Here is a 25,559-nt window from a genome sequence, read left to right as displayed (position 1 = left end):
AGGGATGACTGGAAGTTTTGATTACGATGCTGTGGTGGTGGGTTCAGGGCCTAACGGTTTAGCGGCAGCCATTTTAATGCAACAGCATGGCTTATCGGTATTATTACTAGAAGGAAACAGTAGAATAGGGGGCGGTTTAGCTACTCAAGAGCTAACCCTGCCCGGCTATCAGCATGATGTATGTTCGGCTATTCACCCGATGGCGGCAGGGTCGCCGTTTTTGCAGACTTTACCCTTGGATCAGTTCGGACTGGAATATATCTATCCTGAAGTGGCTGCCGCCCATCCATTTGATACCGGGCCGGCTGCTGTGCTGAAGAATGATATCCGTAAAACGGCCTTGCTGTTGGGCGATGATAAAGATACTTATTTGAAGCTGATGCAGCCTATTGTGAACAATTGGCCATCTATTGCGCCGGACGTATTGGCACCCCTGCATTTGCCTGAACGTCCCTTTGCCATGGCCGCTTTTGGTTTAAAGGCTTTGCAGCCTGCTACGCTTTTAGCTAAACGCTTTAAAACAGAACAGGCTAAAGGGCTTTTTGCTGGTATGGCGGCACACGCTATACAGCCTTTGCAAAACTGGTCAACATCGGCCATTGCCCTGGTATTAATGGCTAACGGGCACCTGAAAGGCTGGCCTATACCTAAAGGCGGCTCTTACCAGATTGCCAAAGCTATGGCTGCTTATTTTACTTTTATTGGCGGAAAGATAGAAACTAATACATACATCAGCTCATTACAACAGCTGCCATCGGCCAAAGCTGTATTGTTTGATGTAACACCCAAACAGCTATTAGAAATTGCAGGTGAGAAGTTTTCGGGCTTATACAAACGGCAGCTGCAAAGATACCGTTATGGTATGGGCGTATTTAAAATCGACTGGGCTTTAGATGAATCAATCCCATTTAAAGACGAGACAACCCGCAAGGCTGGCACCGTACATTTGGGGGGCACATTGCGGGAGATTGTTCAAAACGAACAGCAAACTGCCAAGGGCCAACATCCCGAAAAACCTTTTGTGCTATTGGCTCAGCCCAGCGTATTCGATAATAGCCGTGCACCTAATGGTAAGCATACCGCCTGGGCGTACTGCCATGTACCTAATGGTTCGGTAACAGATATGACTGCCGCAATAGAAAACCAGATAGAGCGTTTTGCGCCCGGCTTTAAAGAGCGTATATTGGCTAAGCATACATTTAATACAGCGCAATTACAACAATTTAACCCAAACCTCATAGGTGGTGATATAAACGGGGGTATAATCGATTTAAGGCAATTGTTCACTCGTCCGGCTGTGCGCTGGTCGCCTTATACTACACCGGCTAAAGGCTTGTATCTGTGCTCTTCATCTACGCCTCCGGGCGGTGGAGTGCATGGTATGTGCGGCTATCATGCGGCTAAGCATGCATTGCGCAATATCTTTCACATTCATGTTCTGCCATTACATACTAAAAATTAATTTTTAACCTATATATTACATGTCAACAAGTTCTGTTAAACTGAAATTACATGAAGATTGGGTCGTGGTTATACTCGGCTCGCTTATTATACTGCTGGCACTGGCCGGGGTGCTGCTGGCGGTACCGGCTTTTGGCTGGAAAACCAGCGATGAGCTTTTTACGAAGGTTTTGGGCGCAGATAACTTAAAAGTAATTAGTTTGCAGTTTCTGTTTGTAGGCATCATTGGCTTGATTGGTGTGTGGCTAAGCGGTAAAAGTTTTATTGATTTTCTGCGGGGTTTTCCCATCGTATACCTGCTTACCATTTTCGCCCTGATATTGGCTGGTAGCACACAAGCTAAGGCCCTGAATTTAGAAGCTGTAATTTTTAGTTTGGTGATAGGGTTGCTTATTAGCAATATTTTTAACCTGCCCGAATGGCTGCGCAATTCGCTTTCAACTGAATTATTTGTAAAGATAGGATTGGTGCTGTTGGGTACCAGTGTTATCTTTTCAGATATCTTGAAAGCCGGTTCATTAGGCTTAATACAATCATTAGTGGTAGTAACCTCAGTATGGTATTTTGCTTATTGGGTTTGCCGTAAGCTCAAGGTTGATGACGAGATTACCATGATGATATCGAGTGCAGTATCCATCTGTGGGGTATCGGCAGCTATTGCAACAGCAGGAGCAATCAAAGGTGATTCTAAAAAACTGTCATATGTAATTTCGATGGTGTTGATTACTGCCATCCCCATGATGATTGTAATGCCACTCATCGCTCATCACTTTAACATGCCGCAAGAGGTTACCGGTGCATGGCTGGGCGGTAGTATAGATACTACCGGTGCAGTGGTAGCATCGGGTACACTGGTAGGTGAGGCGGCTTTAAAAATCAGCACTATTGTTAAATTTTCACAAAACGTTCTGCTTGGATTAGCTGCTTTTGCTATATCCATTTACTGGACTTATACCAAGAATCCTGCGGCCAATGATGCCGAACAAAAACCAACCCTAAAAGTGATATGGGAGCGTTTTCCGAAGTTTGTTTTAGGCTTTATCGGCGCGTCGTTGTTGTTTTCGTTCTTAATTCCGGCTGCTATAACGGCACAAGTAAAGGATAGTCTAAAAAATTTACAAGGCTTGTGGTTTGCTTTGGCTTTTACCAGTATTGGACTGGAAACCAAATTTAGTGACCTGTTCAGTGCCAACGGCAGAAAGCCGTTGTATGCTTTTCTAATAGCGCAAACCTTTAATGTTTTCATTACGCTGGCTATTGCGTTTTTGCTGTTCAGATAAATGTAGTATAAGATGCAAAAAGCTAAGGGGAAAATTGGGTTTAAAGGTTTTGTTGTGATTGCCAGTGGAGTAATAGTGGTAACGCTCTCGAGTTTATACAATCGAACTACATTGCTGCATAACGCAAAGCTGGATACCAGCCGCCGTACTACTGATTCGTTGACCTGGCCCAAAACGTTTGGCTATGGCCGCGTTGCAACAACGCAGGATATTGCAGCTTGGGATATAGATATTCAGCCTGATGGTAAAGGTTTGCCAGCTGGTTCGGGTACAGTTCACGAAGGTAAAGTGGTTTACTTAGCTAAATGTGCAGCCTGCCATGGAGCCGAAGGTAAGGAGATAGCTGGGCAAAAGCTCCCGGCGCCAGCCTTGGTAAGCGATACTACGTTTCAAGGAAGAAAAAGCAATACCATCGGTAATTATTGGCCTTATGCCACAACGGTGTTCGATTACATACGCCGCAGCATGCCCTATACAGCGCCGGGTACGCTAACCAATAACGAGGTATATGCACTTACGGCATACATCCTTGGTCAAAACCACATTATTAAAACCGATGCCGTGATAAATGCACAAACACTGCCTAAAGTGATTATGCCAGCAAAAAAACATTTCATTACAGATGACCGCGAGGGTGGTGCGGAAGTTAAATAATCAGAGATATGGGTAAGAAAGAGAAATTACTGATGAACCGCCGAACATGGTTGGGCGGAACGCTTGCAGCCGCAGTAATACATGTACAAACCGCATGGGGAAAGTCAATCCAGATACCCACATTATCATCTGAAGATGACCCAACCAAAAAGATAGGTCCCGGACCAAGCAAACTGGGCAAGCGTTCCTTGTTTGAACATCCGGTACGTAAACCGTCTGATATTTCATCGCGCACACCCTTGCAGGATTTGTATAGTACCATCACCCCGTCCGATTTGCACTTTGAACGTCATCATGCCGGGGTACCCGTTATCGACCCGGAAAAATATGAGCTGCTGATACATGGTATGGTGGATAAGCCTATGAAGTTTACCCTGCGTGATCTAAAACGTTTTCCATCCGTAACGCGCACCTGTTTTATAGAATGTGCCGGCAATTTCCGGACGGGTAAGGAAGAGATGACACCACAGGACATTTTAGGGCTTACCAGCCAGAGCGAATGGACCGGCGTAATGCTCTCGACCTTATTCCGCGAAGTGGGCGTTCAACCAAAAGCTACTTGGTTTTTAGCAGAAGGCTCGGATGCCGCAGTACTAACCCGAAGTATTCCGGTTAGTAAAGGCTGGAACGATGCCATGATTGTATATGCACAAAATGGCGAAGCCATTCGCCCGGAGCAAGGATACCCGGCTCGTTTATTATTACCCGGCTGGGAAGGAAACACCAATGTGAAATGGCTTCGCAGAATTGAACTGTCCGATCAACTCTGGATGACACGTGAAGAAACCAGCAAGTATACTTATCCGGTAAAAGATCGCATCAGGCAATTCAGTTTTGATATGGATGCCCGGTCAATTATTACTTTTCCGTCGTACCCGGCCAATGTAGAACCGGGCTGGATTGAAATTCGGGGTATCGCCTGGACCGGTAGGGGTAAAGTACATAGGGTGGACGTAAGTACCGATTCCGGCAAAACCTGGAACAGTGCTCGCTTACAGGAGCCGGTGCTGGATAAAGCGCATACTTATTTCAGATACCTTTGGCATTGGAGTGGTAATGAAACAGAAATAATGAGCCGAGTAATTGACGAAACCGGCTACATGCAACCTACGCTAAGACAGTTGATTGACGCTCGTGGTGTAGATATAACCGGTTATCATTTAAATCCTATTACGGCATGGGTGATCAAGAGAGATGGTAGTGTGAAATTTAAGTCTGAGAGCTGGAAATAATTAATGGCTTTGCTGTATTTGCGAGGTAAGCTATAACCGTTTTGCTAATTAAATACAGATGTTTCACAAAGATTGTGGTGAATAAGTTCAAGTAACCAATTAGGTGTTAGTTTTGATGCTTATCAGAAATTATAACCTACACAAGTAAATAATTCGATATCTCGCTCGTTAGGAATGTGTTTTATCTTGGCAATTCAATCTGCTAATATGTGCCAATATCGGCTGTTTCTTTTTTAGCTGTCAGTGTTAGCTTAAAAGTTGATGCCACAGTAACCTGCTAACAAATATACCTTTTTAGCCCCTTCAATATAGCAACGACAAAAATTAAATAATCATTTAATTTTTGTCGTTGCTACTTTCGATAAGTAATATACAATGAGGCTTTATGAGCTCATATGGGTTTGAATGAATCCATATGAGCTATATTTGTGACCCCGCTGAGAATATAGAATATGAAATCTTTACAGATATTTTTGTTCCTTAAAGCTCAATTGGACTCATAACGGTGCACATAGTTATCATATGAACTTTCCCTATAATTTAACCTGCGATATTGTTTTTTAGCATATCTATTATTAATGAAGTTATCTTACCATCATGAATAACTAATTTAAAAACTACTTATTTACGCACTGACGATAACATTAAACATCATTTATATAAGTAACGAGCGGAACTTGAATTAACGTTTGGCTTAATGTACGCCAGTAAGGGCGTATCTATCTTCACCTTTAAGGCTATCCATTAGTTCATCCTTACTTTATCATTTGACCCGCTACTATATTATTATTTAGTAGTTGAAAAGTTATCTTATTTATTTTGTAAAGTAGACAAAATAGACCACATTAATTTGGATATCAAATGTAAGCCACTAAAAATATAAGCAAAAAAGAAATGACCACATAAAGCATTACTAAAAGGTTTCCTTTAATTCTTATTGAATTGCTTTCGCTAGAATACTTCCTCAGTATAGATTTATAGCGGCTTTGGCTTAAATAAAAGATGCTTGATATGATAATGAAAATAATCCCAAAAAAAGCAGCTTGATTTTTATTCGAAAACATAAAAGGTAAAATGTTCTCTTTTGCCAAGAAGCCGCTTATGACAAAAATATTAGCTCCAAGTAAGCCGCCCATAAACATTGACGCGGTAAAGGCTGCTGTGTCATGCAAAGAAGATTTCTTTACCGCACAATATAGTTTGTAATAAAAATAGTCAATCATAATATCAAAATCATTGTTTGTCGATCCAATTGTAAAGCTGATCACCCAAATAGCATCGGCTCTTGCTATACCCAGGATATTGCCCATCCTACTCCAGGGATGAATGCTGTTCCTATTCCTATACCCTGAACGATAAGTCTGGCAGTATTACCTTTGGTTGGATTATCATAAAGTTGATAGCTTGCAGATAAAACTCCAATGACATTCCCTGCCACTCCTATATTCTTCGAAAACTTCAAATACTTTGCAGCTGTAGCACCTAAATCTTTAACTTCTTAAGCGTTTTTAGCAAATGCACTTAATTCTTCAGAAGCTTTTCTACTTAACCCTGCTACATTCCTGATATTTGACCGGATGCGAATTTAACATTTGCTTCCTATGTACTTTTAGAAACGCTGCTATGAAAGCGGGATTCGAGTTCCGGTGCACCTGCTGGTATTTAAAATTAACCGGCGTTAAGAAGAAATGACAGTCTTAATCTACTGCTGTTAAAAAACATAAAAGTCCGTAATCTTTTACGACTACGGACTTTAAGAAAAGTAAAGTCATACTTTTAGTGATCCCTGCCTAGTATTTGATTCTCAGAAGGGAGACACTTGTCCAAGCAAGTGAGAAATGAATATCATTAAAAACTTCCTTGATTTCGCATAATCATCAACCAAAAACCAACTCCAAGCATCATAAACGATAGTATCATATAGATTAAAACTGTCTTGTTGCCACTTTTGATCTTACTTCCGTTTTTACCCTCATGTCTTTTCAGAATTTTCTTGTACCTATTTTTATGGATGAATAGGAAATAATTAATCAAGGCAATTCCACTGATTATTATCAATCCACTTGCTACAGGATTGCCAAAAGGTAGTTTAATTCCTGAAACGGCATATAAAATAAATGCGCCCGTAAAAAAATTTATCATCATAAGGAAACTCAGAAATATAAAGGAGAATGTCAATGCAATACTCCCATTTCCAACGGATACTTGAAATTTATAAAACTTATAGTATATATAATCAATCTTCTTTCTCATTTTTATTTAATTGCTCCATATCCGCCGAAACCATCTGTCGCTGCATCCAATATGAAATATGTGGCGCTTACACCAAATCCAATTGGACCAAGAAATCCAACTCCTGTCATTACTACATCTAAAGCTGCTTTAATAGCTACATCCTTATCAGAACCACCATTATAGTAATACACTCCAGCTCTAGCAAGAGTAATTCCCGTAGTTGCTTATAAAACGTTAGGCTTTCTCTACTACGCTTAAATGTTTTGGTACCTTTCCAGTTGATTAGATTGGCATTCTGCATGGTTTCAAGACAGCCAATATATAATTCTGGCGCTTGCTGAACAGGTAAGTTTGTAGCGATATCAATGCGAGATAAAGTAGCTTGCTGCACAGGAAACCCCATTTGCTGAGTAAGCTTTTTCAAAGCAGCATCAATCTGATCTTTTGAAAGTGTCGATACATTCTCGCCCAAAAGGTATTTGCAAAGGCTGCCGTTGAATCTAAGCGTATTCCCTCTAATAAAAACGTGAAAGTTTTCAAGTTTACCAGTGAGGAAAGGTTGATTGAGGTGTGAGCTTATGCCTTCATCTATTATCTCAGTTAAGCCATCACGAATAGCATTATAAATATAGTTATAAGGTTTTTTCTGAGTGTCAATATTTGCCTTTGAATATATTGAGTCTATCATTACCGTTTTTTGTTAGTTTTTCTTCTTGTTATTTCGATGTAACCGCCCAATAGCTTTTTTGGCGGTTTATACTTTGTATAACTTCCCTGAAGATAAAAAAAAGGATTTTGCTCAATTTTTTTGGAATTGGTGGTACCAATAGCTGGATAACAAAAGATGCTATGCAAGAAATATACTGGAAGTGAAAGTGATTAGGTTCAAATGAGTTCAATTAGGTTCATTAAGGCTCATTCAAACTTTACCTATAGCTTTACCCATCCAACAAAAAACGCAGCTTTCGTGTAAGAAAACTGCGTTTCGGGTGACCCCGCTGAGGCTCGAACTCAGGACCCACAGATTAAGAGTCTGTTGCTCTACCAACTGAGCTACGGAGTCGGGTTTTGTTTATTTGTGTAATTACACAAATAAACAAAATATTTAGACTAATGCATACATTTCTTCGCGTTGCTTTTGCACGGCTTCGCTGTTGATATAGTCATCATAGCTCATCATCTTATCAATTAAACCGGCAGGGGTAAGCTCGATGATACGATTAGCTACGGTTTGGGTAAGCTCATGGTCACGTGAGGTAAACAGTATAGTTCCCTTAAAATCGCGCATGCCGTTGTTTAATGCCGTGATCGATTCCAGGTCCAGGTGGTTGGTCGGTTCATCAAAAACGAGTACATTGGGTTGTTGCAGCATCATGCGGCTAAACATGCAACGCATTTTTTCGCCACCCGATAGTACGGTGCTTTTTTTAAGTACTTCCTCGCCCGAGAAAAGCATTCGGCCTAAAAAGCTGCGGATAAACTGCTCGTCTTTTTCGCCCGGGGCATACTCGCGCAACCAGTCAACCAGGTTCAGGTCTTTGCCTTTAAAGTACTCAGCATTATCAATAGGCATATCGGCAGGGTTGATAGTAATTCCCCACTTAAAGCTGCCGGTGTGATCCGTATCCCGCCCGGTAATGATATCGTAAAAAGCTGTAGTAGCTAAACTGTTTTGTGATAAAATAGCAATCTTATCACCCTTGTTCACCATCAGGTTAATGTTGCTGAAAAATACTTCGCCGCTTTGTGTTTTACCCAACTTTTCGGTTTGCAGTATTTGGTCGCCTGCTTCGCGGCTTTGCTGGTTAAACATAATAGCCGGATATTTGCGGTTGGATGGCTTAATCTCATCCAGGTTGATTTTATCAAGCGCTTTTTTACGGCTGGTAGCTTGTTTAGATTTAGAAGCATTGGCGCTAAAGCGGCTGATGAACTCCTGTAACTCCTTGACTTTTTCTTCCAGTTTCTTATTCTGATCCGAACGTTGTTTTAAAGCTAACTGGCTTGATTGGTACCAGAACGTATAGTTACCGGTATAAATGGTCATCTTACCAAAGTCAATATCCACTACGTGGGTACAAACCGTATCCAGGAAGTGCCTGTCGTGCGATACAACCAGTACTATAGCTTCATAACCGGCTAAAAAGTCTTCCAGCCAGCTAATAGTATGGATATCCAGGTCGTTGGTAGGCTCATCTAATAACAGAATATCGGGTTTGCCGAACAGCGCTTGTGCAAGCAGTACACGTACCTTTTGTGTACCGTCCAGTTCTTTCAGTAATTTATAATGTAAATCTTCTTTTATACCCAGGTTACTTAATAGGGTAGCGGCATTGCTTTCGGCGTTCCAGCCGTCCATTTCCGCAAAAAGATTTTCCAGCTCTCCGGCACGTTCACCATCGGCATCGGTAAAATCTTCTTTTAAGTAAATAGCATCTTTTTCTTTCATGGTGGCATATAATTCTTTATGCCCCATCAGCACGGTTTCTATTACCGGAAAGTCGTCAAACTCATAGTGGTTCTGTTTCAATACCGCCATGCGTTCGCCGGGCGTAAAGCTTACTGATCCGGTGGTAGGATCAACCTCGCCCGATAAAATTTTTAAGAAAGTAGATTTGCCGGCCCCATTAGCACCGATAATACCATAGCAATTGCCTTGTGTAAACTTTAAGTTTACATCTTCAAATAATGTGCGCTTGCCATAGCGTAATGATAAATTAGAAACAGTAATCATGCTGCACCAAATAGTTTATGCAAAAGTACGTTAAATAAGGCAAACAAGGGTAATTGTGTGATTATAAATCCACACTGTAGCCGAATGTTCCCATTTTAATCAGTTGATTTGGGGCATTGTCAACCAAGCTGTTTTATAACAAATTGTCGCTTCGGTTAGTAGTTTAACAGGGTTATTTAGAGATTAATATAAATTACATAAAAATATAAATTTATTAATCTTCACTTAAAGTTTGGAACAGGGTTTGCGTTTAAGGACTGTAATCAATTATAAATTATTATGGTGTCGTTAATTGTGGGTTTGATTGTGGTTAATGTAGTTGTAGTACTTTACAATACCGAGCGTAACAAAAGCATACTCAAACATTAATCATCGCAGGGTGCACTTGATGAGAAGATGATCCCTGCCTTAACTTAGCTTCAATAGCTATAAATGATTCAAAAAAAAGGCCTGTAAGTTAAACTCACAGGCCTTTTGTATAACTAAATTATCTTATTACTATTGTTGCTGACCCCATGCAGAAGGGTTAGTACGCCATTGTTGCAATAGTTGGATGCTATCGGGTTGGATGTATTGTTTTTCTTCGGCAAACTTAAGCAGCGCATTGTAGTTAGACAGGGTTACAAAACGGCATTTTGCTTTTTTGAAGTTCTCGTCAGCAACATCAAATCCGTAGCTGAATATGGCTGCCAGGCCTGCCACTTCATAACCTGCACTACGCAAAGCGTCAATTGCCTGCAAGCTGCTTTTGCCGGTCGAAATCAGGTCTTCAATAACGGCTACACGTTGGCCGGGCATAATTTCGCCTTCAATGAGGCTGCCGGTTCCATGATCTTTAGGTTTTGAACGCACGTAAATAAACGGCAAACCCAATTCTTGCGCTACCAGAGCGCCTTGCGGAATACCTGCAGTAGCCACACCCGCAATACAACCTACCGAACCAAATTCTTCTTGTATCATTTGGCTCAACTTTTGCCTGATGTAAGTGCGAATGGACGGATAAGACAGCGTAACGCGGTTGTCACAATAAATTGGCGATTTCCAACCGGATGCCCATGTAAAAGGGTTGTTGGGTTGCAATTTTATTGCTTTAATTTGCAGCAGAAATTCAGCCACTTGCTGTTCAATCTCATTTTTATTAAACATGGCCCAAAAATACAGAATTTATATTAACCAAAAGGTTATTCTGCTCACAGAATCAACACCGGCAAGGGTTGAATTGTACGAACAGCTTGATCAACAATCGTTTGAGTTAAAAAGCTTTTTTTCAAAAGTATCCGGCAGCAGTTCGCCGCTCTACTATTACATACTTTGCGACGATGCCAAGGCTGTGCTGAAAAAGATTATCAAAAGCAATGTTTTGATTGAAGCTGCGGGCGGTTTGGTAAAAAATAGCAAAGGAGATTACCTTTTTATATACCGGAATGAAAAATGGGATCTGCCTAAAGGGAAGCTCGAAAAAGGCGAAAAGCCTAAAGAGGGCGCTGTGCGCGAGGTGGAAGAGGAATGTGGTATCCGGATTGGTGATTGCGGAAAAAAGATCATCAATACTTATCATGTATACACCCTTAAAGGCGAGGTTGTATTAAAGAAAACCTACTGGTATAAAATGAAATATAAAGGCAAAGCCAAATTAAAACCACAAACCGAAGAGGGCATTACCGATGTGCAGTGGTTTGATAAAGGGCGTATTGCCACCGTTACCGGTAACACATTCCCGTCAATTGTGGATGTGTTATGGAAGCGGGATCTGCTTACAGAAATTCCAGTGCCTCTTTCGGAATAAACTGGCTTACATCGCCCTGGTGCCGCAAAATTTCGCGCACAATGGTAGAGCTGATGGAAGAGTAGCCGGGTTTGCTCACAATAAAAATACTTTCAATATCAGGGGCCAGTGCGTGATTCATTTGCGCAATGGCCTTTTCATATTCAAAGTCGGATACGGTACGTATACCACGTATCATGTAACCGACATTAATGCTTTTGCAAAAATCGACAGTAAGCCCTTCATAAGCAATGATGTGGATTTTGGGTTCGTTGGCAAATACGGCGCGCAGCATTTGCTCGCGCTGGCTTATGCTTAAAAAACTTTGTTTGGAGCTGTTTATCCCAACGCCGATGTAAAGCTTATCAAAAAGCGCTACAGAGCGTTTTACTATATCAACGTGAGCTTTGGTAACCGGGTCAAACGATCCGGGAAACAGGGCAACTTTCATGGTATACGTGGCTTATGCCACAAAGGTAAAGTTAGATTTTGTATTTCAGTTGCCCCTGCGCTGTATTTTGATTCTTATTCTTTATACGCTTTTTTCGGATCAAAGTGTATGCCCGGAGTTAGCCAGTATAATAAAATCACCCTTGAATATCTGAAGTTTACCGGTGATAGCAAAAAGGCACATATCAATAGTATAGGCGTATACAGCCAAGGGTTTTCGCTGTGAGTTAATATATAAGTAGCAACGCCCAAAGTTACCAGCAGTGCTACATTCATCGCGTAGCTCACAAACATGGCTACATAAAAATAACCCAGCTCTACCTCAAACTCAAAGTTGCAATGCGGGCAGTTCTTGTGCATTTTCTGACCGCTTATATTGTACATGCTGTTAGCAAACATATTACCGGTGTGGCACACCGGGCACTTGGCATGTAAAGCAGCTTTGAAGTTTGATGCGATATATTTAGTGTTATTGTCCATGGCCTCTTTGTCGATAGTTAACGTTTTCATAATTTTTGCGTTTTGATTTGTTTCCTGAAATCTTCGGGCGTTAAGCCTTCCTGCTTTTTAAAAAACTTACTGAAATAAGAATTGTCGGTAAAGTTCAGGCGATAGGCTATCTCACTAATGCTCAACTCAAAATTTACCAACAGGCGTTTGGCTTCAAGCACAATGCGGTTGCGTATCACTTCGCCTGCCGGCGTGCCTAATACATCATTGCACAAGGCATTTAAATGGTTAGGGGTAATGTAAAGCAGCTCAGCGTACTCCTTCGGTAACCTGAGTGTGGTGAAGTTTTTCTCGATAAGCTTTTGAAAGTTCTTCAATAAAGTGAAGTTATAAGCAGTGGTATGCGGTGTTTGATGGTTGAAGCTAAGCCGCCCTATGCTGATGAAAAGCTGCAGCATTAATGCACGTACCATATCTGCACTTAATCGCTGGTTACTTTCGCTTTCGGCAACTATCTGCTCAAACAGATCAATTACGTGGGTATGTAATGATTCCGGAATATCAATTACCATGTCATCCAGTGCGCCGCTAAAAAACGGGAACTGTTCCAGGTAATCGGGTTTAAGTAAAAATGATTGTAAAAACGGCACAGAAAAGTTGATTACATAACCATCAACCTTGCCCTCAAAGCTCCAGCTATGTACCTGGCCGGGTATCATAAAATAAATTTGGTAGGGCTTAACGGTAAAGTTCTTGAAGTCGATAGCATGGCTTCCGCCGCCTTTGGTGAAAAGTACCAGGTGGTAAAAGTTGTGCTTATGCGGCAGATGCAGGTTTTTATGGATTTCCAAATACGGTGCAAACCGGCTGATCAGGATATCATCCTGTTTGTAATCAGAGAGTGTGCATATATCGTATATGGGAAATTCCTTTTTCATAACACCACAAAGTTAGTATGGAAATTCCACCTGTTGTGGTATTATTCGACCGAATAATGGTACTATTTACTGATTGTGATTTTAGCGAGTATTATAAAGCTTGATCAACTTGTGGTAATTGTATCCTGAAAACCGAGCCTTGGTTTTCCGTGCTGTCAACATCGATAAGTCCGTCGTGGTTTTCTACAATTTGGCGGGCAATGCTCAGGCCCAGGCCGGTTGATTGTTCGCCATGCAAACCGGTACGGCCCGCCTTGGTAAAGCGTTCGAAAACATATGGCAGCATATCCTGAGGTATGCCCACGCCATGGTCTTTTACTTCAATAAATATCTTATTGCTTTTGTGGCGTAAATGTACCTCAACCGGATGATCTTCCTTTGAAAATTTAATGGCGTTGCTGATCAGGTTATCAATTACCCGGTGAAAGCGCTGGGTATTGATGCGGGCATATAAAGGATACTCGGGCGCAAAAAACAGTATATGGTTGTGCACGTCAGCCTTATCCTGCCACTCCTGTACTATCTCTTTCACCAGGCTGTTCACTTCAACTATCATAGCCTGGGCCATCGTTTCGTTGCTGTTGTCATTGCGGGCTACATCCAGCAAATCGTTGATAATGGTACGCGCTTTCACACATGATGCTTTGATCATGTTTACGTTATCCTGCATGTCATCATCCAGTTCGTTCAATTCCATTAGCATGCTTATGGATTCGATAGCGGCAATGGGGTTGCGCAAATCATGGGCTACCATGCCCAAAACCTCAGTTTTAAACAAGCTTGCTTTTTCAATTTCCAGGTTTTTGGCTTTTATTTCAGTAAGTTGCTGAAAGTGGTTGGCTTTATAATCGTAAATAAAACGGGTAATAAAATAGTATCCGGTTAGCAGCACGATGCAAACCAAAGTATTACCCACCCGCTCAAACGGACTATTGGTAATGGCGAGTGAAACGCTGATGAAAACTGCTGCCGTAGTAAGGCTAATAAATAAGGCCTGCGTAAATTGCAGCACGAATACAATACCCATGGTAAGCAGGCTTATTAAAAACAGCGTTAAGGTATTGCGCATATTGTGCATAGCTATGAAGCTACCCGTCATGCCGCACAAAATAATGTATTGGGTAAAAGCAACGGTTAGGTAGTTAATGCCAGTGATACCAGCTTTGCTTTTATGGTATAGCTTGCCAAGTTTATAACTAATTAGGTGAAACAGTGGGGTGATAAAAAGATAAACCCAGTTTGATATATTATACTCTCTGATATGAGGCGATTGGTTCAGGCTGTCGGGAAATAGCCAATAATATAGTCGGAAACTAAAGTTGAGAAGAAAAAAAATAATGCTTGCGTTTTTTACACCAACCAGGTTTTGCAGGGTATAATACTTCCTGAAATCTATATGCTTACGCACAGATATCTGCCTAAAAAAGAAGCTTCTCAAATCAATTAGTTTAATTAATCAAATTTAAAATTTTTAATAAAACTAATCGATTTAAAGATGTGAATTTAGGTAATTGTTTATATTATTAATCTTTGGTTATTTCTTGGCTTATCATAAACTAAATAAATATTAAATACAGCGAAGATAACCTCGATTTATGATAAAGCCTTAGTAAGGTATTAGTTATGAATTTGCTGAATCTGTGCTGAATACATAAGTTAAAATAAAGAATATCAACACAAATAAAGAAACAACGGCAGTGAATATCTTTTTCATAGTTACGGAATTACAAGTGCAATATTTGAACTACATCTAAAAAAGAATATTGTTTTTTGTGCAGTAATACTTGACAATTTGTCGGTTGGAATTGATTTTAGATGACAATCTTGCATTTAAATGCTTGTGGCAAAGGATTTGAATAGTATGATACAGATTGTTGCTTTAAACAATATTAATAACCATGAATTTTAACAACTTTACCATAAAAGCTCAGGAAGCTGTCCAGAAAGCTTCCGAAATTGCAACCGGTAATCAGCAGCAGGCTATTGAGAATGCTCACTTGCTGAAAGGTTTGTTACTGGTTGATGAAAACGTGATCAGCTATTTGCTGAAAAAACTGAACGTTAATATCAGCCGCTTAAATGATACGTTAGACCAGCAAGTTGCCGGTTTTCCGAAAGTGAGCGGCAGTGAACTGTACTTATCATCAAACACCAACAGCGCTTTGCAAAAAGCGCAAAGCTACCTGAAAGAATTTAAAGACGAGTTTGTATCCGTAGAGCATTTGTTGCTGGGTATCCTGTCTGTAAATGATAAAACCAGCGCCGCTTTGAAAGATTACGGCGTTAACGAAAAAGATTTAAAAGCAGCTATTATCAGCCTTCGTGGCGACAGCAAAGTGACCGGGCAGAATGCCGAAGCTACTTACAACGCACTTAATAAATATGCCCGCAACCTCAACGAGTATGCGGAGTCGGGTAAACTTGATCCGGTAATTGGCCGCGATGAAGAAATACGTCGCGTGATCCAGATATTATCACGCCGTACCAAGAACAACCCGGTACTGGTGGGCGAGCCAGGCGTGGGTAAAACCGCTATTGCCGAGGGTATTGCTTTCCGAATCATTAAAGGCGATGCGCCCGAGAACCTGAAAACCAAAACCGTGTACTCGCTGGATATGGGTGCGCTGGTAGCCGGCGCCAAATACAAAGGCGAGTTCGAGGAACGCCTGAAAGCCGTTATTGGCGAAGTGATCAAAAGCGATGGTGAGATCATTCTCTTTATTGACGAGATACACACCTTGGTAGGTGCTGGTGGTGGCGAGGGTGCTATGGATGCGGCCAATATTTTGAAACCGGCCCTGGCCCGTGGTGAGCTGCGTGCCATTGGTGCAACCACACTGAACGAGTATCAAAAATACATTGAAAAAGATAAAGCGCTGGAGCGCCGTTTTCAACGTGTAATGGTTGATGAGCCGGATGCTGCTGATGCTATTTCCATATTGCGGGGTTTAAAAGAGCGTTACGAAGCACACCACAAGGTGCGTATCAAAGATGAGGCGATTATTGCCTCGGTCGAAATGTCGCAACGCTACATTGCCGACCGCTTTTTGCCCGATAAAGCTATCGACTTAATGGACGAGGCTGCCTCCAAACTACGCCTGGAAATGAATTCCGTTCCGGAAGCGGTAGATGAGCTGGAGCGCCGCATTATGCAACTTGAAATTGAGCGTGAGGCGATTAAGCGCGAAAATGACGATTATAAAGTTAAAAGCTTAAGCGAAGAAATTGCCAACCTTTCTGCCGAGCGCGACTCGCTGCGTGCTAAATGGCAAAGCGAAAAAGACCTGGTGGATGGCATCAACTTAAAAATTGAAGCTATTGAAGCCTATAAATTGGAAGCCGAGCAGGCCGAACGTGCTGGCGATTATGGTAAGGTAGCCGAATTGCGCTACGGCCGAATCCGCGAAACCGAAGCTGAGGTTGAAAAGCTGAAAGCCGCCCTGCGCGAAAATCAGGCCGACAGCCGAATGCTGAAAGAAGAGGTTACTGCCGACGATATTGCCGGTGTAGTTTCCCGCTGGACTGGTATTCCGATTACTAAAATGGTACAAAGTGAGCGCGAAAAGCTATTGCACCTGGAAGAAGAACTGCACAAGCGCGTAGCCGGGCAGGAAGAAGCTATTGAAGCCATAAGCGATGCTATACGCCGCAGCCGTGCCGGTTTGCAGGATAAACGCCGCCCCATTGGTTCGTTCATATTTTTAGGTACAACCGGTGTGGGTAAAACTGAGCTGGCCAAGGCTTTGGCCGAGTTCCTGTTTGATGATGAGCAATCGATGGTGCGTATAGATATGTCCGAGTACCAGGAGCGCCATGCCGTGAGCCGCTTAATTGGTGCGCCTCCGGGCTACGTAGGGTATGATGAAGGTGGTCAGTTAACTGAAGCCGTGCGTCGTAAACCTTACAGCGTAATTTTGCTGGACGAGATTGAAAAAGCACATCCCGATGTGTTTAACATTCTGCTGCAGGTGTTGGACGACGGCCGTTTAACCGACAATAAAGGTCGCGTGGTGAATTTCAAGAACACCATCGTGATCATGACATCCAACATCGGTTCGCACATCATCCAGCAAAATTTTGAAAACTTTGAGGATGCTGATAAAGAAAGCGTGGTTGCCAAAACCAAGAACCAACTGTTCGAGCTGTTGCGCCAAACCATCCGTCCCGAGTTTTTGAACCGTATTGATGAGATCATCATGTTTACCCCGCTGGGCCGCGATGAGCTTAGCGATATTGTAAAACTGCAATTCAAGGGCTTGCAGCAAACCCTGGCCGAAATGGGTATTCACCTCGATGCATCGGCAGAAGCTTTAGACTGGTTGGCCCAATTGGGATACGATCCGCAGTTTGGTGCCCGTCCGCTCAAAAGGGTGATTCAAAAGAAAATCCTCAACGAGCTTTCTAAACAAATACTGGCCGGCAAAGTGGATAAAGACAGCCACATTAAGCTGGATATGTTTGATAACCAATTTGTGTTTCTGAACGAGTAAAGATCAGAATCAAAAATATAGAGTTTAGATCAGAATAGGGGAGTTGCCGTAAGGCAGCTCCCTTTTTTTGTGACGATGGGTTTGGTTTTGAGCGGATAGCCAAACATTCATACCTTTGGCTTACCATGAACTGGATTTCCGTAAAAGAAAACTTACCGGCCGAAGGGCAACCGGTACTATTGTACAACGCTAACGCTACAGATAATACACCGCTGCAAATATACCAGGTAGCTGCGCTGGCTAACGCAAACGGTGTGCCCGCGTGGGCCATGCCGCAGGCTGCCCCGCAAAGCCTTACCGCCTACACCCATTGGATGGCGCTGCCCGACCCGCCCCTGCGCGAAGATGAACAGTTTGAGGCTATTAAAATGGTGGCCGATAGTATTGTGAGCCATCATATACCCGCAGGCGCAGGTTTGCAGGAATTTACCTTTCCGATTACAGTAGAGGGAACCGTGTATCAGGTAACTTACGAAAAAGATATTGAGGGCTACTGGGCATTCAGCCGGTACGAATAGCATACAGCAGCAATGGGTGTGGTTATTTAGAAAAGTTTTAAATATTATTTGGACTATTTCTAAATAGGTTTAAATTTGCAGTGTGATGATCGCTGCAAAAACTCAGAATGCTGTAAATTTTACCGAGGTGTTTTCTACCCGTACTGGTGCTGTTTACCAGTGCGACCGCGAACGTTGCTGGTATATAGATTTTGCCGGCAAGCTGGTTAAGTTTGATTACCGCGGCCTGATGAAGCTAAAAACTTCCATCTATAGGGTAAATATTGAAGCGTTGTTATTGGACAACAGCAAATCACCCGAAATTGAGATGGTGTTTATCTGTGCATGTAATCATTGCTACTTCTTAAATTTATTACAAATCATTGCACTTAAAGAACTGCTGGAAGGAACCTTTGTGATGCTGGAACTCAACCAGATCATTCATGACCGCCTGAGCAGAATCGTTATCTGATTGTAAATTATCTGCAAGTCAAGTTTTTCTCGCTATATCAGATTACCGCCAAGTTGGTGTAATTCACTAATTTAGACTTATTTCATATTGCTATTAAATTCTGTCATCAAAATTTATAGCACTATTATTGCATACAATCTTATTACAACAGCACTAAACTGTAAAGTATTATGAAAGATATTATGCGTATCAAGAGCTTACTGTCTACAGATATCGAAGCTCTTTTAAATCAACAAATAAAAAAAGAAGCTCATTCATCAGCATTGTACCTGGCAATGGCTTCATGGTGTAACCAAAACGGATTCGACTACTCATCTGATTACTTTTCTAAACAATCGGACGAGGAGCGTTATCACCAGCTGAAATTGTTTAAGTATGTGCTGGATATGGGTGGCAGCGCTATCTCACCAGAAGTAAGCGGCATTAAGCACGATTATACCTCATTGCGCGAAGTATTTGAAGATGCTTTGGAGCAGGAAGTAGCCATTACCCAATCTTTCAAAAACATTGCAGCTAACTGCATGAAAGAGCAGGATTTTGTAACTTTTGAATTCCTGAACTGGTTTATGAAAGAACAACGCGAAGAAGAGTACAAAGCCCGTCGTGCGCTGGAACTGTTCGAGGTTATTGGCGAAGAAGGCACCGGCTTGTGGGAAATTGACAAGCACGTTAACAAAATTAAATACGATAGCGAAGCTGCCGAATAATAAGGCGTGCTTTATATCTGCAATAAAAAGCCGGCGTATACCAATACGCCGGCTTTTCTTTTATAGTTCTTTTTGCTTTTTTTAAGTGCGTTTAGGTGGTAGTAATTAATATATAAAACCACCTGCATCGCAAACAACAGGTGGCTTTTAGCAGTTTAATAAATAAACACATTGCAAATACTGCACGCAACTTAAATAGATACTACCATGAAAAATTATGAAACCTTAGTGGATGCCACTAACGATTTATTACAAAGAGGATATACGGCCAACCTGAGCTTCGATGACGATGCGGATAACATTCAGGACAAGTCGCAAAATATACATTTAACCGCTGATGATTTTGAGGTAGACGAGTTTTACCGTTTTGAGGGTCCAAGCAACCCGTCTGATATGTCGATTGTGTATGCCATTTCATCAGCTAAGCATAACCTGAAAGGTGTTTTAGTTGACGCCTATGGTACGTATGCCAACAACAGTTCATCGGCCATTGAAGCCAAGCTGCACCACCACCAGGTGAGCGATAACCTGCACGGCAGCGACCGCCCTAAAGCCGACTAAGCTTTCTTTTGCTATCTAACTTACCAAGTAAACGGCGCCCTGTTGAAAGTATAGCAGGGCTGCCGTTATACATCAGCTTCTCTAATAATGGCGGCAGTTCATCATCTATCCAATTATAACGGTGCCGCAAATTGAATAGTACTTCTGCTGCCCTTGCTTTAACTGCCACTAATACCTGCTCGTCTATCAGCCAGTCAAAACATTGTTCAACCATAGGGTCTAAATCAGTTTGATTGAGCTGCTCAGCTGCAGCTTTAGCGCTGGTGAAATGGCCATAAATTTTGGCATAGTGCCGCTGGCAGCTCGGGTTTTTAATCCGTTTGCCATACGCCAGAATAGGTACTATATCTTGTGCATACAGATGAACATTGTGCAGTATCACGTTTTCCAATACCCAGGCGGCACGGAACGAAAACAGATGTTCGGGATGCAGGGTTATTTCTAATAAATCTTGTATGGCTATGTTCTGTTTGTGCAACTGGCTGGCTAAAGCCAAAATGCCTGTTTTGCCTTCAAGTGTTTCTATTTGTTGTAATAAATCTGGCTTGCTTTTCATGTTGGTTCATTCAAACAGGATGCATCACAGGGAAGTGTTCTGTAAATCCGGCAGGCGGTTACAAAACACGGGTCAAGATAATACAATTACTTCGATTGTTTAAAAACCGTACCTTTGCTGCCACTTTAAATTTTGTTCTGAAACTACATGGTTAAATTCAACCGTTTTACATTGGACAATGGCCTGCGGGTTATTGTTCATGAAGATCATACAACTCCCATGGCGGTGGTTAACATTTTGTACGATGTTGGCGCACGCGATGAAAACCCGGAGCAAACCGGTTTTGCTCACTTGTTTGAGCACCTGATGTTCGGCGGATCGGTTAACATACCGGTTTATGACGAGCCCCTGCAGCGCGTGGGCGGCGAAAATAATGCCTTCACCAGCAACGATATAACCAACTATTACATCACGCTTCCGGCCGTAAATCTCGAAACTGCCTTTTGGCTGGAGAGCGACCGCATGCTTAACCTGGCTTTTAGCGAAAAGAGCCTGGAAGTGCAGCGCAATGTGGTAATGGAAGAGTTTAAGCAACGCTACCTGAACCAGCCTTACGGCGATGTATGGTTACGTTTGCGTCCGCTGGTATATAAAACGCACCCTTATCAGTGGGCCACCATCGGTAAAGAATTATCGCATATTGAAAATGCACAGATAGAGGATGTAAAAGCATTCTTTAAAAAGCACTACAATCCGCAAAATGCTATTATGGTAGTAGGTGGCGATGTTACGCCCGATCAGGTGAAAGCGCTTTGCGACAAGTGGTTTGCCCCTATACCAGCCGGCGAAAAGTATAACCGTAACTTACCGCAGGAGCCGGAGCAGCGTGAAGAGCGCCGCGAAACCGTTACTGCCAAAGTGCCGCTGAATGATATTTATATCACCTTCCAGGTGCCCGGCCGTATGGACGAGCACTATTACGCAATTGACCTGATATCGGATATTTTATCACGCGGCCAGTCGGCCCGATTGCACCGTGCATTGGTTAAGGATACACCGGTATTTAGTGAAATACATGCTTACCTTACCGGTAGCCTGGATACCGGCATGCTGGTAGTAGAGGGTAAGCCGCTCGAAAATATCAGTATTGAAGAAGCCGAAGCCGCTGTTTGGCAGGAGCTGCAAAAGCTGTGTGCTGAACAAATACCTGTTGATGAGCTGACCAAGGTTAAAAATAAAACAGAATCGACCATGGTGTTTGCCGAAATGGCCCTGCTTGACAAGGCCATGAACCTGGCTTACTTCGAATTGCTGGGCGATGCCGATTTATTTAACCGCGAAACGGAAAATTACCTGGCCGTAACTGCGCAGCAAATTCAGGAGCAGGCCAAGGCCATCTTCCGTAAGGATAATTCATCTACTTTAATTTACCTGGCCGAAAAATAAACAGCTTATGTTAGATAGAACTATCGCGCCTGAATCAAAGGCTATTGATCATATAAATTTAATTAAGCCGGGGCATAAAGTATTGGCTAACGGCTGCCAGGTTTTCTGGTTCAACTCCGGCGATCAGGAACTGGTGCGCATTGAGTGGATTTTTGGTAACCTGCGTTTTAACCCAGCTAAGCCTTTGCTTAACCTGGCCGTAAACTCCCTGCTTACCGAGGGTACATCAAAGCTGAATGCCGCGCAGATTGCCGACCAGATTGATTATTATGGGGCCTTTTTACAGGCCGATTATGGTTACGACCAATCGCAGTTAACGCTTTACAGCCTTAACCGCCACCTGGGTAATACCTTGCCGGTAATTAAAAGCATCCTTACAGATAGCCAGTTCCCTGAAAAGGAGGTGGAAACATTTATACGCAACCAGCAGCAAAAGCTACAGGTGAGCCTGCAAAAGAATGATATGCTGGCCCGCCGTGCCTTTAACAAAGCGCTGTATGGAAATACCATATACGGATTAACTTCCGAGCTGAAAGATTTTGAGCAGTTGCAGCGTGCTGACCTATTGCAGCACTTTGAGAATATGTATCAACCCTCAAACTGTACGCTGGTAATAGCCGGTAAGGTTGATGAAGCAACTTTAAATCAGATTACGAGTGCTTTTGAAGCTGACTGGGATAATGCAGCTCAGGCCGCTGATACTGCGCAACCCGAATTACAGCCCGCCGCCGAGCGTTTCTACTTTACAGAAAAGCCGCAGGCTCTGCAATCGGCCATACGTATGGGGGTGCAAATGGTAAACCGTTCGCATCCTGACTTTCCGGCCCTGCAGGTACTAAACACGGTACTGGGCGGTTATTTTGGCTCAAGGTTAATGGCTAATATCCGTGAAGACAAGGGCTACACCTACGGCATTGGCTCGGGCATTACATCCTTGAGAGATGCCGGTGCATTTTTTATTGCTACCGAGGTTGGTGCTGATGTGTGCCGTAGTGCGGTTAACGAAATTGAAAAAGAGATCAATCTGCTTAAAACTGAACAAATCAGTGAAGAAGAATTGTCCCTGGTGCGTAACTACATGCTGGGTTCGCTGTTAGGTAGTTTGGAAAACGTTTTCTCGCATGCCGATAAGTTCAAGAACGTGTACTTCTCTGGCTTGGATCTGGATTACTACAACCGTTATACCGAGATTGTAAAAACGGTTACCGCCGAGCAATTACAACAGCTGGCTAACCAATACCTGCACTTTGATGATTTTTACAAGGTGATTGTTGGTAAATACGAATAACTGTATTCATTAAAGCAATAAAGGCGATGCATTATGCATCGCCTTTGTTATTTCAGGGCGCTTTGGTGATGAATTCCGTTGGCTCGTCGCTTGCCGCGTTAGTGAGTTGTGCAAAAACCTGTTCATTCAAATCGCGGTCGGCATAAAGCACGGCTGCATTATTCGGGTCGTTCAGGTTAAGGCGCAGTAATACATGGCTGCTTTTCCAATGGTATTTTTTCATCCTGCGGTTAGGTTGCAACCCGGCGCCGTAATTGCTTTTTAATTCGGTTAACATGCTTTTCCCACAGCTTGGGTCCAGGTACAAATGGATGTAGGTGATTTTCTGCTGATATACACCCAGCCATATTTTGCTGATCTTAATATTTTTGCCCGCCTTAAGCAGGTTGGTATCAATTACCTGGTAGTACTGCACGCCGTGCAGGTAGTTCTCATGATCTTTGGCCTGTTCCACTTTGTTGCCCAGATCAGTTATCAGGCTACCTACTTTCAAATCCTGAAAGCCGTGGTTCTTTTCCAGTATTTTAATGCAGGCGCGTGCGGGTTGCGCATGGCTAAAAAATGGGAGTGAAAATAGTACTGCTATCAACAGCAGTTTTAGGTTGATTGGTTTGTAAGTGTTTGACATTGTTAGACATAGTTAGGTATGTGTACAAAAGTAACCAATGCCAATAATTGATTTTTTGTTTTAATAATTAAATGGGTTAAATAACGGTTTATATTTCTGAGCGGTTGTGCACAGATGAATTGACATAAGTAATTATCATCCAAAACTCACAAATCCACACATAAATACTTCGCGTTTGCAGTAATGGGTAATTAATTCTATCTTTGCCCGGCAAATAATCAACACAAATATTATTTGCCATGCAGCTCGACCCCTCTAAATTTGTTGCCGAAGGTTTAACGTACGATGACGTATTACTCCTGCCGGCTTACTCCGAAGTTTTACCGCGCGAGGTTAACACCAGCACTTACCTGACTAAAAAAATCAGATTGAATATTCCGCTTGTTTCGGCAGCTATGGATACAGTTACCGAATCGGAACTGGCTATTGCTATTGCACAGGCAGGTGGTTTGGGTATGCTGCACAAAAACATGAGCATACAGCGTCAGGCTGATGAAGTACGTAAAGTAAAACGTTCCGAGAGCGGCATGATCCAGGATCCGGTTACATTGGATGAAAATGCCGTAGTGGCCGATGCATTCAAAATTATGCGCGAGTTTCGCATAGGTGGTATCCCGGTTGTAGATAACGATCACAAACTGAAAGGCATTATAACCAACCGCGACCTGCGTTTCCAAAAAGTAATGAGCAAGCCCATCAACGAGGTAATGACCAGCGCTAACCTGATCACTGCACCGCAGGGCACCACTTTATTGCAGGCCGAAGAAATATTGCAGAACTATAAAATTGAAAAGCTGCCCGTGGTTGATGCCGACGGCCGTTTGTGTGGTTTGATTACTTTTAAAGATATCCAGAAATTTAAAAACTACCCGATTGCCTGTAAAGATGAGCACGGCCGTTTACGTGTAGGCGCCGCAGTTGGCGTAACAGCCGATACCATGGAGCGTGTTGATGCCCTGGTAAAAGCCGGTGTGGATGTAATCGCTATTGATACAGCACACGGGCATTCAAAAGGGGTAATCAATCAGTTAAAAGCGGTAAAAGCCCAGTATCCCGACTTGCAGGTAATTGCAGGTAACATTGCAACCGCCGATGCAGCCAGAGCTTTGGCCGAGGCCGGTGCCGATGCAGTTAAAGTAGGTATTGGTCCGGGTTCAATTTGTACTACCCGTATCATTGCCGGTGTAGGTGTGCCGCAACTATATGCCGTTTATGAGTGTGCCAAAGCCTTGCAAGGTACCGGCGTACCGGTAATTGCCGATGGTGGTATTAAGCATACCGGTGATATTGCCAAAGCCATCGCTGCCGGTGCCAGCTCCATCATGGCCGGTTCGTTGTTTGCCGGTGTGGAAGAATCACCGGGCGAAACTATCATTTACGAAGGTCGTCGCTTTAAATCATACCGTGGTATGGGTTCAATCGAGGCAATGGAGTCTGGCTCAAAAGATCGTTATTTCCAGGATGTGGAAGATGACATTAAAAAATTGGTACCCGAAGGTATTGTGGGCCGCGTGCCTTATAAAGGCACCCTGGCCGAGGTTGCTTACCAGTTTGTAGGCGGTTTAAAAGCCAGTATGGGTTATTGCGGTGCAAAGGATATAGAAACCTTGCAGCAGGCCAAGTTTGTGCGCATTACTGCATCCGGTATTCGCGAATCGCATCCGCACGATATTACCATTACTAAAGAAGCGCCTAATTATACCCGTTAAGCAAGGGCATATAAATGGCAAATAAATAATACTTTTACTTACTCCGGTTGCTGCAAGTGGCCGGAG

The 25,559-nt window shown here is 42.7% G+C and carries 24 protein-coding genes and 1 tRNA gene; 13 read left to right on the top strand and 12 right to left on the bottom strand.

Translation table 11 applies throughout. The annotated features are described in order from the left end of the window. Window positions 1-4: 4 nt before the first annotated feature. Genes KHS38_RS05245 through soxC form a run of 4 tightly spaced genes read left to right on the top strand, consistent with a single transcriptional unit; the run spans window position 5 to window position 4,627 of the window. Complete coding sequence (locus KHS38_RS05245) at window positions 5-1,462, top strand: phytoene desaturase family protein (protein ID WP_213487448.1); 1,458 nt, start codon at window positions 5-7, stop codon at window positions 1,460-1,462. A gap of 19 nt (window positions 1,463-1,481) precedes the next feature. Then, a complete protein-coding gene (locus tag KHS38_RS05240; RefSeq protein WP_213487447.1) occupies window positions 1,482-2,741 on the top strand; it encodes a YeiH family protein in 1,260 nt (419 codons plus the stop codon). Window positions 2,742-2,753: 12 nt separating this feature from the next. Beyond that, a complete protein-coding gene (locus KHS38_RS05235; protein WP_213487446.1) occupies window positions 2,754-3,395 on the top strand; it encodes a c-type cytochrome in 642 nt (213 codons plus the stop codon). 8 nt (window positions 3,396-3,403) lie between these two features. Beyond that, complete coding sequence (soxC, locus tag KHS38_RS05230; RefSeq protein WP_213487445.1) at window positions 3,404-4,627, top strand: sulfite dehydrogenase; 1,224 nt, start codon at window positions 3,404-3,406, stop codon at window positions 4,625-4,627. Window positions 4,628-5,484: 857 nt separating this feature from the next. On the opposite strand, the gene KHS38_RS05225 is transcribed toward soxC, so the two are convergent. The 6 genes from KHS38_RS05225 to pyrE all read right to left on the bottom strand — a co-directional run bounded on the left by KHS38_RS05225 (window position 5,485) and on the right by pyrE (window position 10,742). Then, window positions 5,485-5,937, bottom strand: coding sequence for a hypothetical protein (locus KHS38_RS05225; RefSeq protein ID WP_213487444.1), 453 nt, complete (start codon window positions 5,935-5,937; stop codon window positions 5,485-5,487). 538 nt (window positions 5,938-6,475) lie between these two features. Then, window positions 6,476-6,880 carry a hypothetical protein gene (locus KHS38_RS05220; RefSeq protein ID WP_213487443.1) on the bottom strand — a complete coding sequence of 135 codons (405 nt, stop codon included), beginning with the start codon at window positions 6,878-6,880 and terminating at the stop codon, window positions 6,476-6,478. Window positions 6,881-7,016: 136 nt separating this feature from the next. After that, window positions 7,017-7,550, bottom strand: coding sequence for a phage/plasmid replication domain-containing protein (locus KHS38_RS05215; protein WP_213487442.1), 534 nt, complete (start codon window positions 7,548-7,550; stop codon window positions 7,017-7,019). Window positions 7,551-7,852: 302 nt separating this feature from the next. Continuing rightward, window positions 7,853-7,925: transfer RNA gene (locus tag KHS38_RS05210), tRNA-Lys, on the bottom strand. Between the two features lie 42 nt (window positions 7,926-7,967). After that, window positions 7,968-9,596 (bottom strand): ABC-F family ATP-binding cassette domain-containing protein, encoded by a 1,629-nt coding sequence (locus KHS38_RS05205; RefSeq protein ID WP_213487441.1) that lies wholly within the window; start codon window positions 9,594-9,596, stop codon window positions 7,968-7,970. Window positions 9,597-10,094: 498 nt separating this feature from the next. Further along, on the bottom strand, window positions 10,095-10,742 hold the full coding sequence (gene pyrE, locus KHS38_RS05200) for an orotate phosphoribosyltransferase (RefSeq protein WP_213487440.1): 648 nt from the start codon (window positions 10,740-10,742) through the stop codon (window positions 10,095-10,097). Here pyrE and KHS38_RS05195 point away from each other — a divergent pair. Further along, window positions 10,741-11,382, top strand: a complete 642-nt coding sequence (locus KHS38_RS05195; RefSeq protein WP_213487439.1) for an NUDIX hydrolase — start codon at window positions 10,741-10,743, stop codon at window positions 11,380-11,382. The genes pyrE and KHS38_RS05195 overlap by 2 nt on opposite strands. Here the strand turns inward: KHS38_RS05195 and coaD are convergent. From coaD to KHS38_RS05175, 4 genes are all read right to left on the bottom strand, one after another. Then, the gene (coaD, locus tag KHS38_RS05190) at window positions 11,351-11,812 is read right to left on the bottom strand and encodes a pantetheine-phosphate adenylyltransferase (protein ID WP_213487438.1); all 462 of its coding nucleotides are present in this window, start codon (window positions 11,810-11,812) and stop codon (window positions 11,351-11,353) included. The genes KHS38_RS05195 and coaD overlap by 32 nt on opposite strands. 74 nt (window positions 11,813-11,886) lie before the next feature. Continuing rightward, the gene (locus KHS38_RS05185) at window positions 11,887-12,321 is read right to left on the bottom strand and encodes a DUF983 domain-containing protein (RefSeq protein WP_249665287.1); all 435 of its coding nucleotides are present in this window, start codon (window positions 12,319-12,321) and stop codon (window positions 11,887-11,889) included. Continuing rightward, window positions 12,318-13,199, bottom strand: a complete 882-nt coding sequence (locus KHS38_RS05180; protein ID WP_213487437.1) for a helix-turn-helix domain-containing protein — start codon at window positions 13,197-13,199, stop codon at window positions 12,318-12,320. The genes KHS38_RS05185 and KHS38_RS05180 overlap by 4 nt, the downstream gene beginning before the upstream one ends. A gap of 91 nt (window positions 13,200-13,290) precedes the next feature. Beyond that, entirely contained in the window at window positions 13,291-14,637 is a 1,347-nt protein-coding gene (locus KHS38_RS05175; RefSeq protein WP_213487436.1) for a sensor histidine kinase, read from the bottom strand. Window positions 14,638-15,097: 460 nt separating this feature from the next. On the opposite strand from KHS38_RS05175, the gene clpB reads away from it, so the two are divergent. The 5 genes from clpB (at window position 15,098) to KHS38_RS05150 (ending at window position 19,926) form a co-directional block, all read left to right on the top strand. Next, entirely contained in the window at window positions 15,098-17,689 is a 2,592-nt protein-coding gene (gene clpB / locus KHS38_RS05170; protein WP_213487435.1) for an ATP-dependent chaperone ClpB, read from the top strand. Between the two features lie 125 nt (window positions 17,690-17,814). Continuing rightward, on the top strand, window positions 17,815-18,207 hold the full coding sequence (locus tag KHS38_RS05165; protein WP_213487434.1) for a DUF551 domain-containing protein: 393 nt from the start codon (window positions 17,815-17,817) through the stop codon (window positions 18,205-18,207). Between the two features lie 85 nt (window positions 18,208-18,292). Beyond that, on the top strand, window positions 18,293-18,658 hold the full coding sequence (locus KHS38_RS05160) for a hypothetical protein (protein WP_213487433.1): 366 nt from the start codon (window positions 18,293-18,295) through the stop codon (window positions 18,656-18,658). 170 nt (window positions 18,659-18,828) lie between these two features. After that, entirely contained in the window at window positions 18,829-19,365 is a 537-nt protein-coding gene (locus KHS38_RS05155) for a ferritin (RefSeq protein ID WP_213487432.1), read from the top strand. A gap of 207 nt (window positions 19,366-19,572) precedes the next feature. Continuing rightward, on the top strand, window positions 19,573-19,926 hold the full coding sequence (locus KHS38_RS05150; protein WP_213487431.1) for a phosphoribosylpyrophosphate synthetase: 354 nt from the start codon (window positions 19,573-19,575) through the stop codon (window positions 19,924-19,926). Here the strand turns inward: KHS38_RS05150 and KHS38_RS05145 are convergent. Next, window positions 19,913-20,482 (bottom strand): hypothetical protein, encoded by a 570-nt coding sequence (locus tag KHS38_RS05145; protein WP_213487430.1) that lies wholly within the window; start codon window positions 20,480-20,482, stop codon window positions 19,913-19,915. The two genes, KHS38_RS05150 and KHS38_RS05145, sit on opposite strands and share 14 nt — an antisense overlap. A 147-nt stretch (window positions 20,483-20,629) precedes the next feature. Here KHS38_RS05145 and KHS38_RS05140 point away from each other — a divergent pair, with 147 nt between their 5' ends. Both KHS38_RS05140 and KHS38_RS05135 read left to right on the top strand, forming a co-directional pair. Further along, window positions 20,630-21,868: a M16 family metallopeptidase gene (locus KHS38_RS05140; protein WP_213487429.1), complete on the top strand. Its 1,239-nt coding sequence runs from the start codon at window positions 20,630-20,632 to the stop codon at window positions 21,866-21,868. Window positions 21,869-21,875: 7 nt separating this feature from the next. Beyond that, the gene (locus tag KHS38_RS05135) at window positions 21,876-23,156 is read left to right on the top strand and encodes a M16 family metallopeptidase (protein ID WP_213487428.1); all 1,281 of its coding nucleotides are present in this window, start codon (window positions 21,876-21,878) and stop codon (window positions 23,154-23,156) included. Window positions 23,157-23,208: 52 nt separating this feature from the next. Here the strand turns inward: KHS38_RS05135 and KHS38_RS05130 are convergent, their stop codons facing one another. Then, window positions 23,209-23,784, bottom strand: a complete 576-nt coding sequence (locus KHS38_RS05130) for a hypothetical protein (protein ID WP_213487427.1) — start codon at window positions 23,782-23,784, stop codon at window positions 23,209-23,211. Window positions 23,785-24,023: 239 nt separating this feature from the next. On the opposite strand from KHS38_RS05130, the gene guaB reads away from it, so the two are divergent. Beyond that, window positions 24,024-25,493 carry an IMP dehydrogenase gene (gene guaB, locus KHS38_RS05125; RefSeq protein WP_213487426.1) on the top strand — a complete coding sequence of 490 codons (1,470 nt, stop codon included), beginning with the start codon at window positions 24,024-24,026 and terminating at the stop codon, window positions 25,491-25,493. The last annotated feature ends 66 nt before the right edge of the window (window positions 25,494-25,559 follow it).

Origin of the sequence: Mucilaginibacter sp. Bleaf8, assembly GCF_018390515.1 — a bacterium.
Taxonomy (GTDB): Bacteria; Bacteroidota; Bacteroidia; order Sphingobacteriales; family Sphingobacteriaceae; genus Mucilaginibacter.
This window is presented reverse-complemented; position numbering and strand designations above follow the sequence as displayed.

Coding starts and splice junctions, on each gene's coding strand:
- KHS38_RS05235 (WP_213487446.1), top strand. CDS start 2,754: ATGCAAAAAGCTAAGGGGAAAATTGGGTTTAAAGGTTTTGTTGTGATT.
- KHS38_RS05245 (WP_213487448.1), top strand. CDS start 5: ATGACTGGAAGTTTTGATTACGATGCTGTGGTGGTGGGTTCAGGGCCT.
- KHS38_RS05205 (WP_213487441.1), bottom strand. CDS start 9,596: ATGATTACTGTTTCTAATTTATCATTACGCTATGGCAAGCGCACATTA.
- KHS38_RS05195 (WP_213487439.1), top strand. CDS start 10,741: ATGGCCCAAAAATACAGAATTTATATTAACCAAAAGGTTATTCTGCTC.
- KHS38_RS05140 (WP_213487429.1), top strand. CDS start 20,630: ATGGTTAAATTCAACCGTTTTACATTGGACAATGGCCTGCGGGTTATT.
- KHS38_RS05215 (WP_213487442.1), bottom strand. CDS start 7,550: ATGATAGACTCAATATATTCAAAGGCAAATATTGACACTCAGAAAAAA.
- KHS38_RS05185 (WP_249665287.1), bottom strand. CDS start 12,321: ATGAAAACGTTAACTATCGACAAAGAGGCCATGGACAATAACACTAAA.
- clpB (WP_213487435.1), top strand. CDS start 15,098: ATGAATTTTAACAACTTTACCATAAAAGCTCAGGAAGCTGTCCAGAAA.
- KHS38_RS05220 (WP_213487443.1), bottom strand. CDS start 6,880: ATGAGAAAGAAGATTGATTATATATACTATAAGTTTTATAAATTTCAA.
- KHS38_RS05150 (WP_213487431.1), top strand. CDS start 19,573: ATGAAAAATTATGAAACCTTAGTGGATGCCACTAACGATTTATTACAA.
- soxC (WP_213487445.1), top strand. CDS start 3,404: ATGGGTAAGAAAGAGAAATTACTGATGAACCGCCGAACATGGTTGGGC.
- pyrE (WP_213487440.1), bottom strand. CDS start 10,742: ATGTTTAATAAAAATGAGATTGAACAGCAAGTGGCTGAATTTCTGCTG.
- guaB (WP_213487426.1), top strand. CDS start 24,024: ATGCAGCTCGACCCCTCTAAATTTGTTGCCGAAGGTTTAACGTACGAT.
- KHS38_RS05225 (WP_213487444.1), bottom strand. CDS start 5,937: ATGGGCAATATCCTGGGTATAGCAAGAGCCGATGCTATTTGGGTGATC.
- KHS38_RS05240 (WP_213487447.1), top strand. CDS start 1,482: ATGTCAACAAGTTCTGTTAAACTGAAATTACATGAAGATTGGGTCGTG.
- coaD (WP_213487438.1), bottom strand. CDS start 11,812: ATGAAAGTTGCCCTGTTTCCCGGATCGTTTGACCCGGTTACCAAAGCT.
- KHS38_RS05145 (WP_213487430.1), bottom strand. CDS start 20,482: ATGAAAAGCAAGCCAGATTTATTACAACAAATAGAAACACTTGAAGGC.
- KHS38_RS05180 (WP_213487437.1), bottom strand. CDS start 13,199: ATGAAAAAGGAATTTCCCATATACGATATATGCACACTCTCTGATTAC.
- KHS38_RS05135 (WP_213487428.1), top strand. CDS start 21,876: ATGTTAGATAGAACTATCGCGCCTGAATCAAAGGCTATTGATCATATA.
- KHS38_RS05165 (WP_213487434.1), top strand. CDS start 17,815: ATGAACTGGATTTCCGTAAAAGAAAACTTACCGGCCGAAGGGCAACCG.
- KHS38_RS05130 (WP_213487427.1), bottom strand. CDS start 23,784: ATGTCAAACACTTACAAACCAATCAACCTAAAACTGCTGTTGATAGCA.
- KHS38_RS05155 (WP_213487432.1), top strand. CDS start 18,829: ATGAAAGATATTATGCGTATCAAGAGCTTACTGTCTACAGATATCGAA.
- KHS38_RS05160 (WP_213487433.1), top strand. CDS start 18,293: ATGATCGCTGCAAAAACTCAGAATGCTGTAAATTTTACCGAGGTGTTT.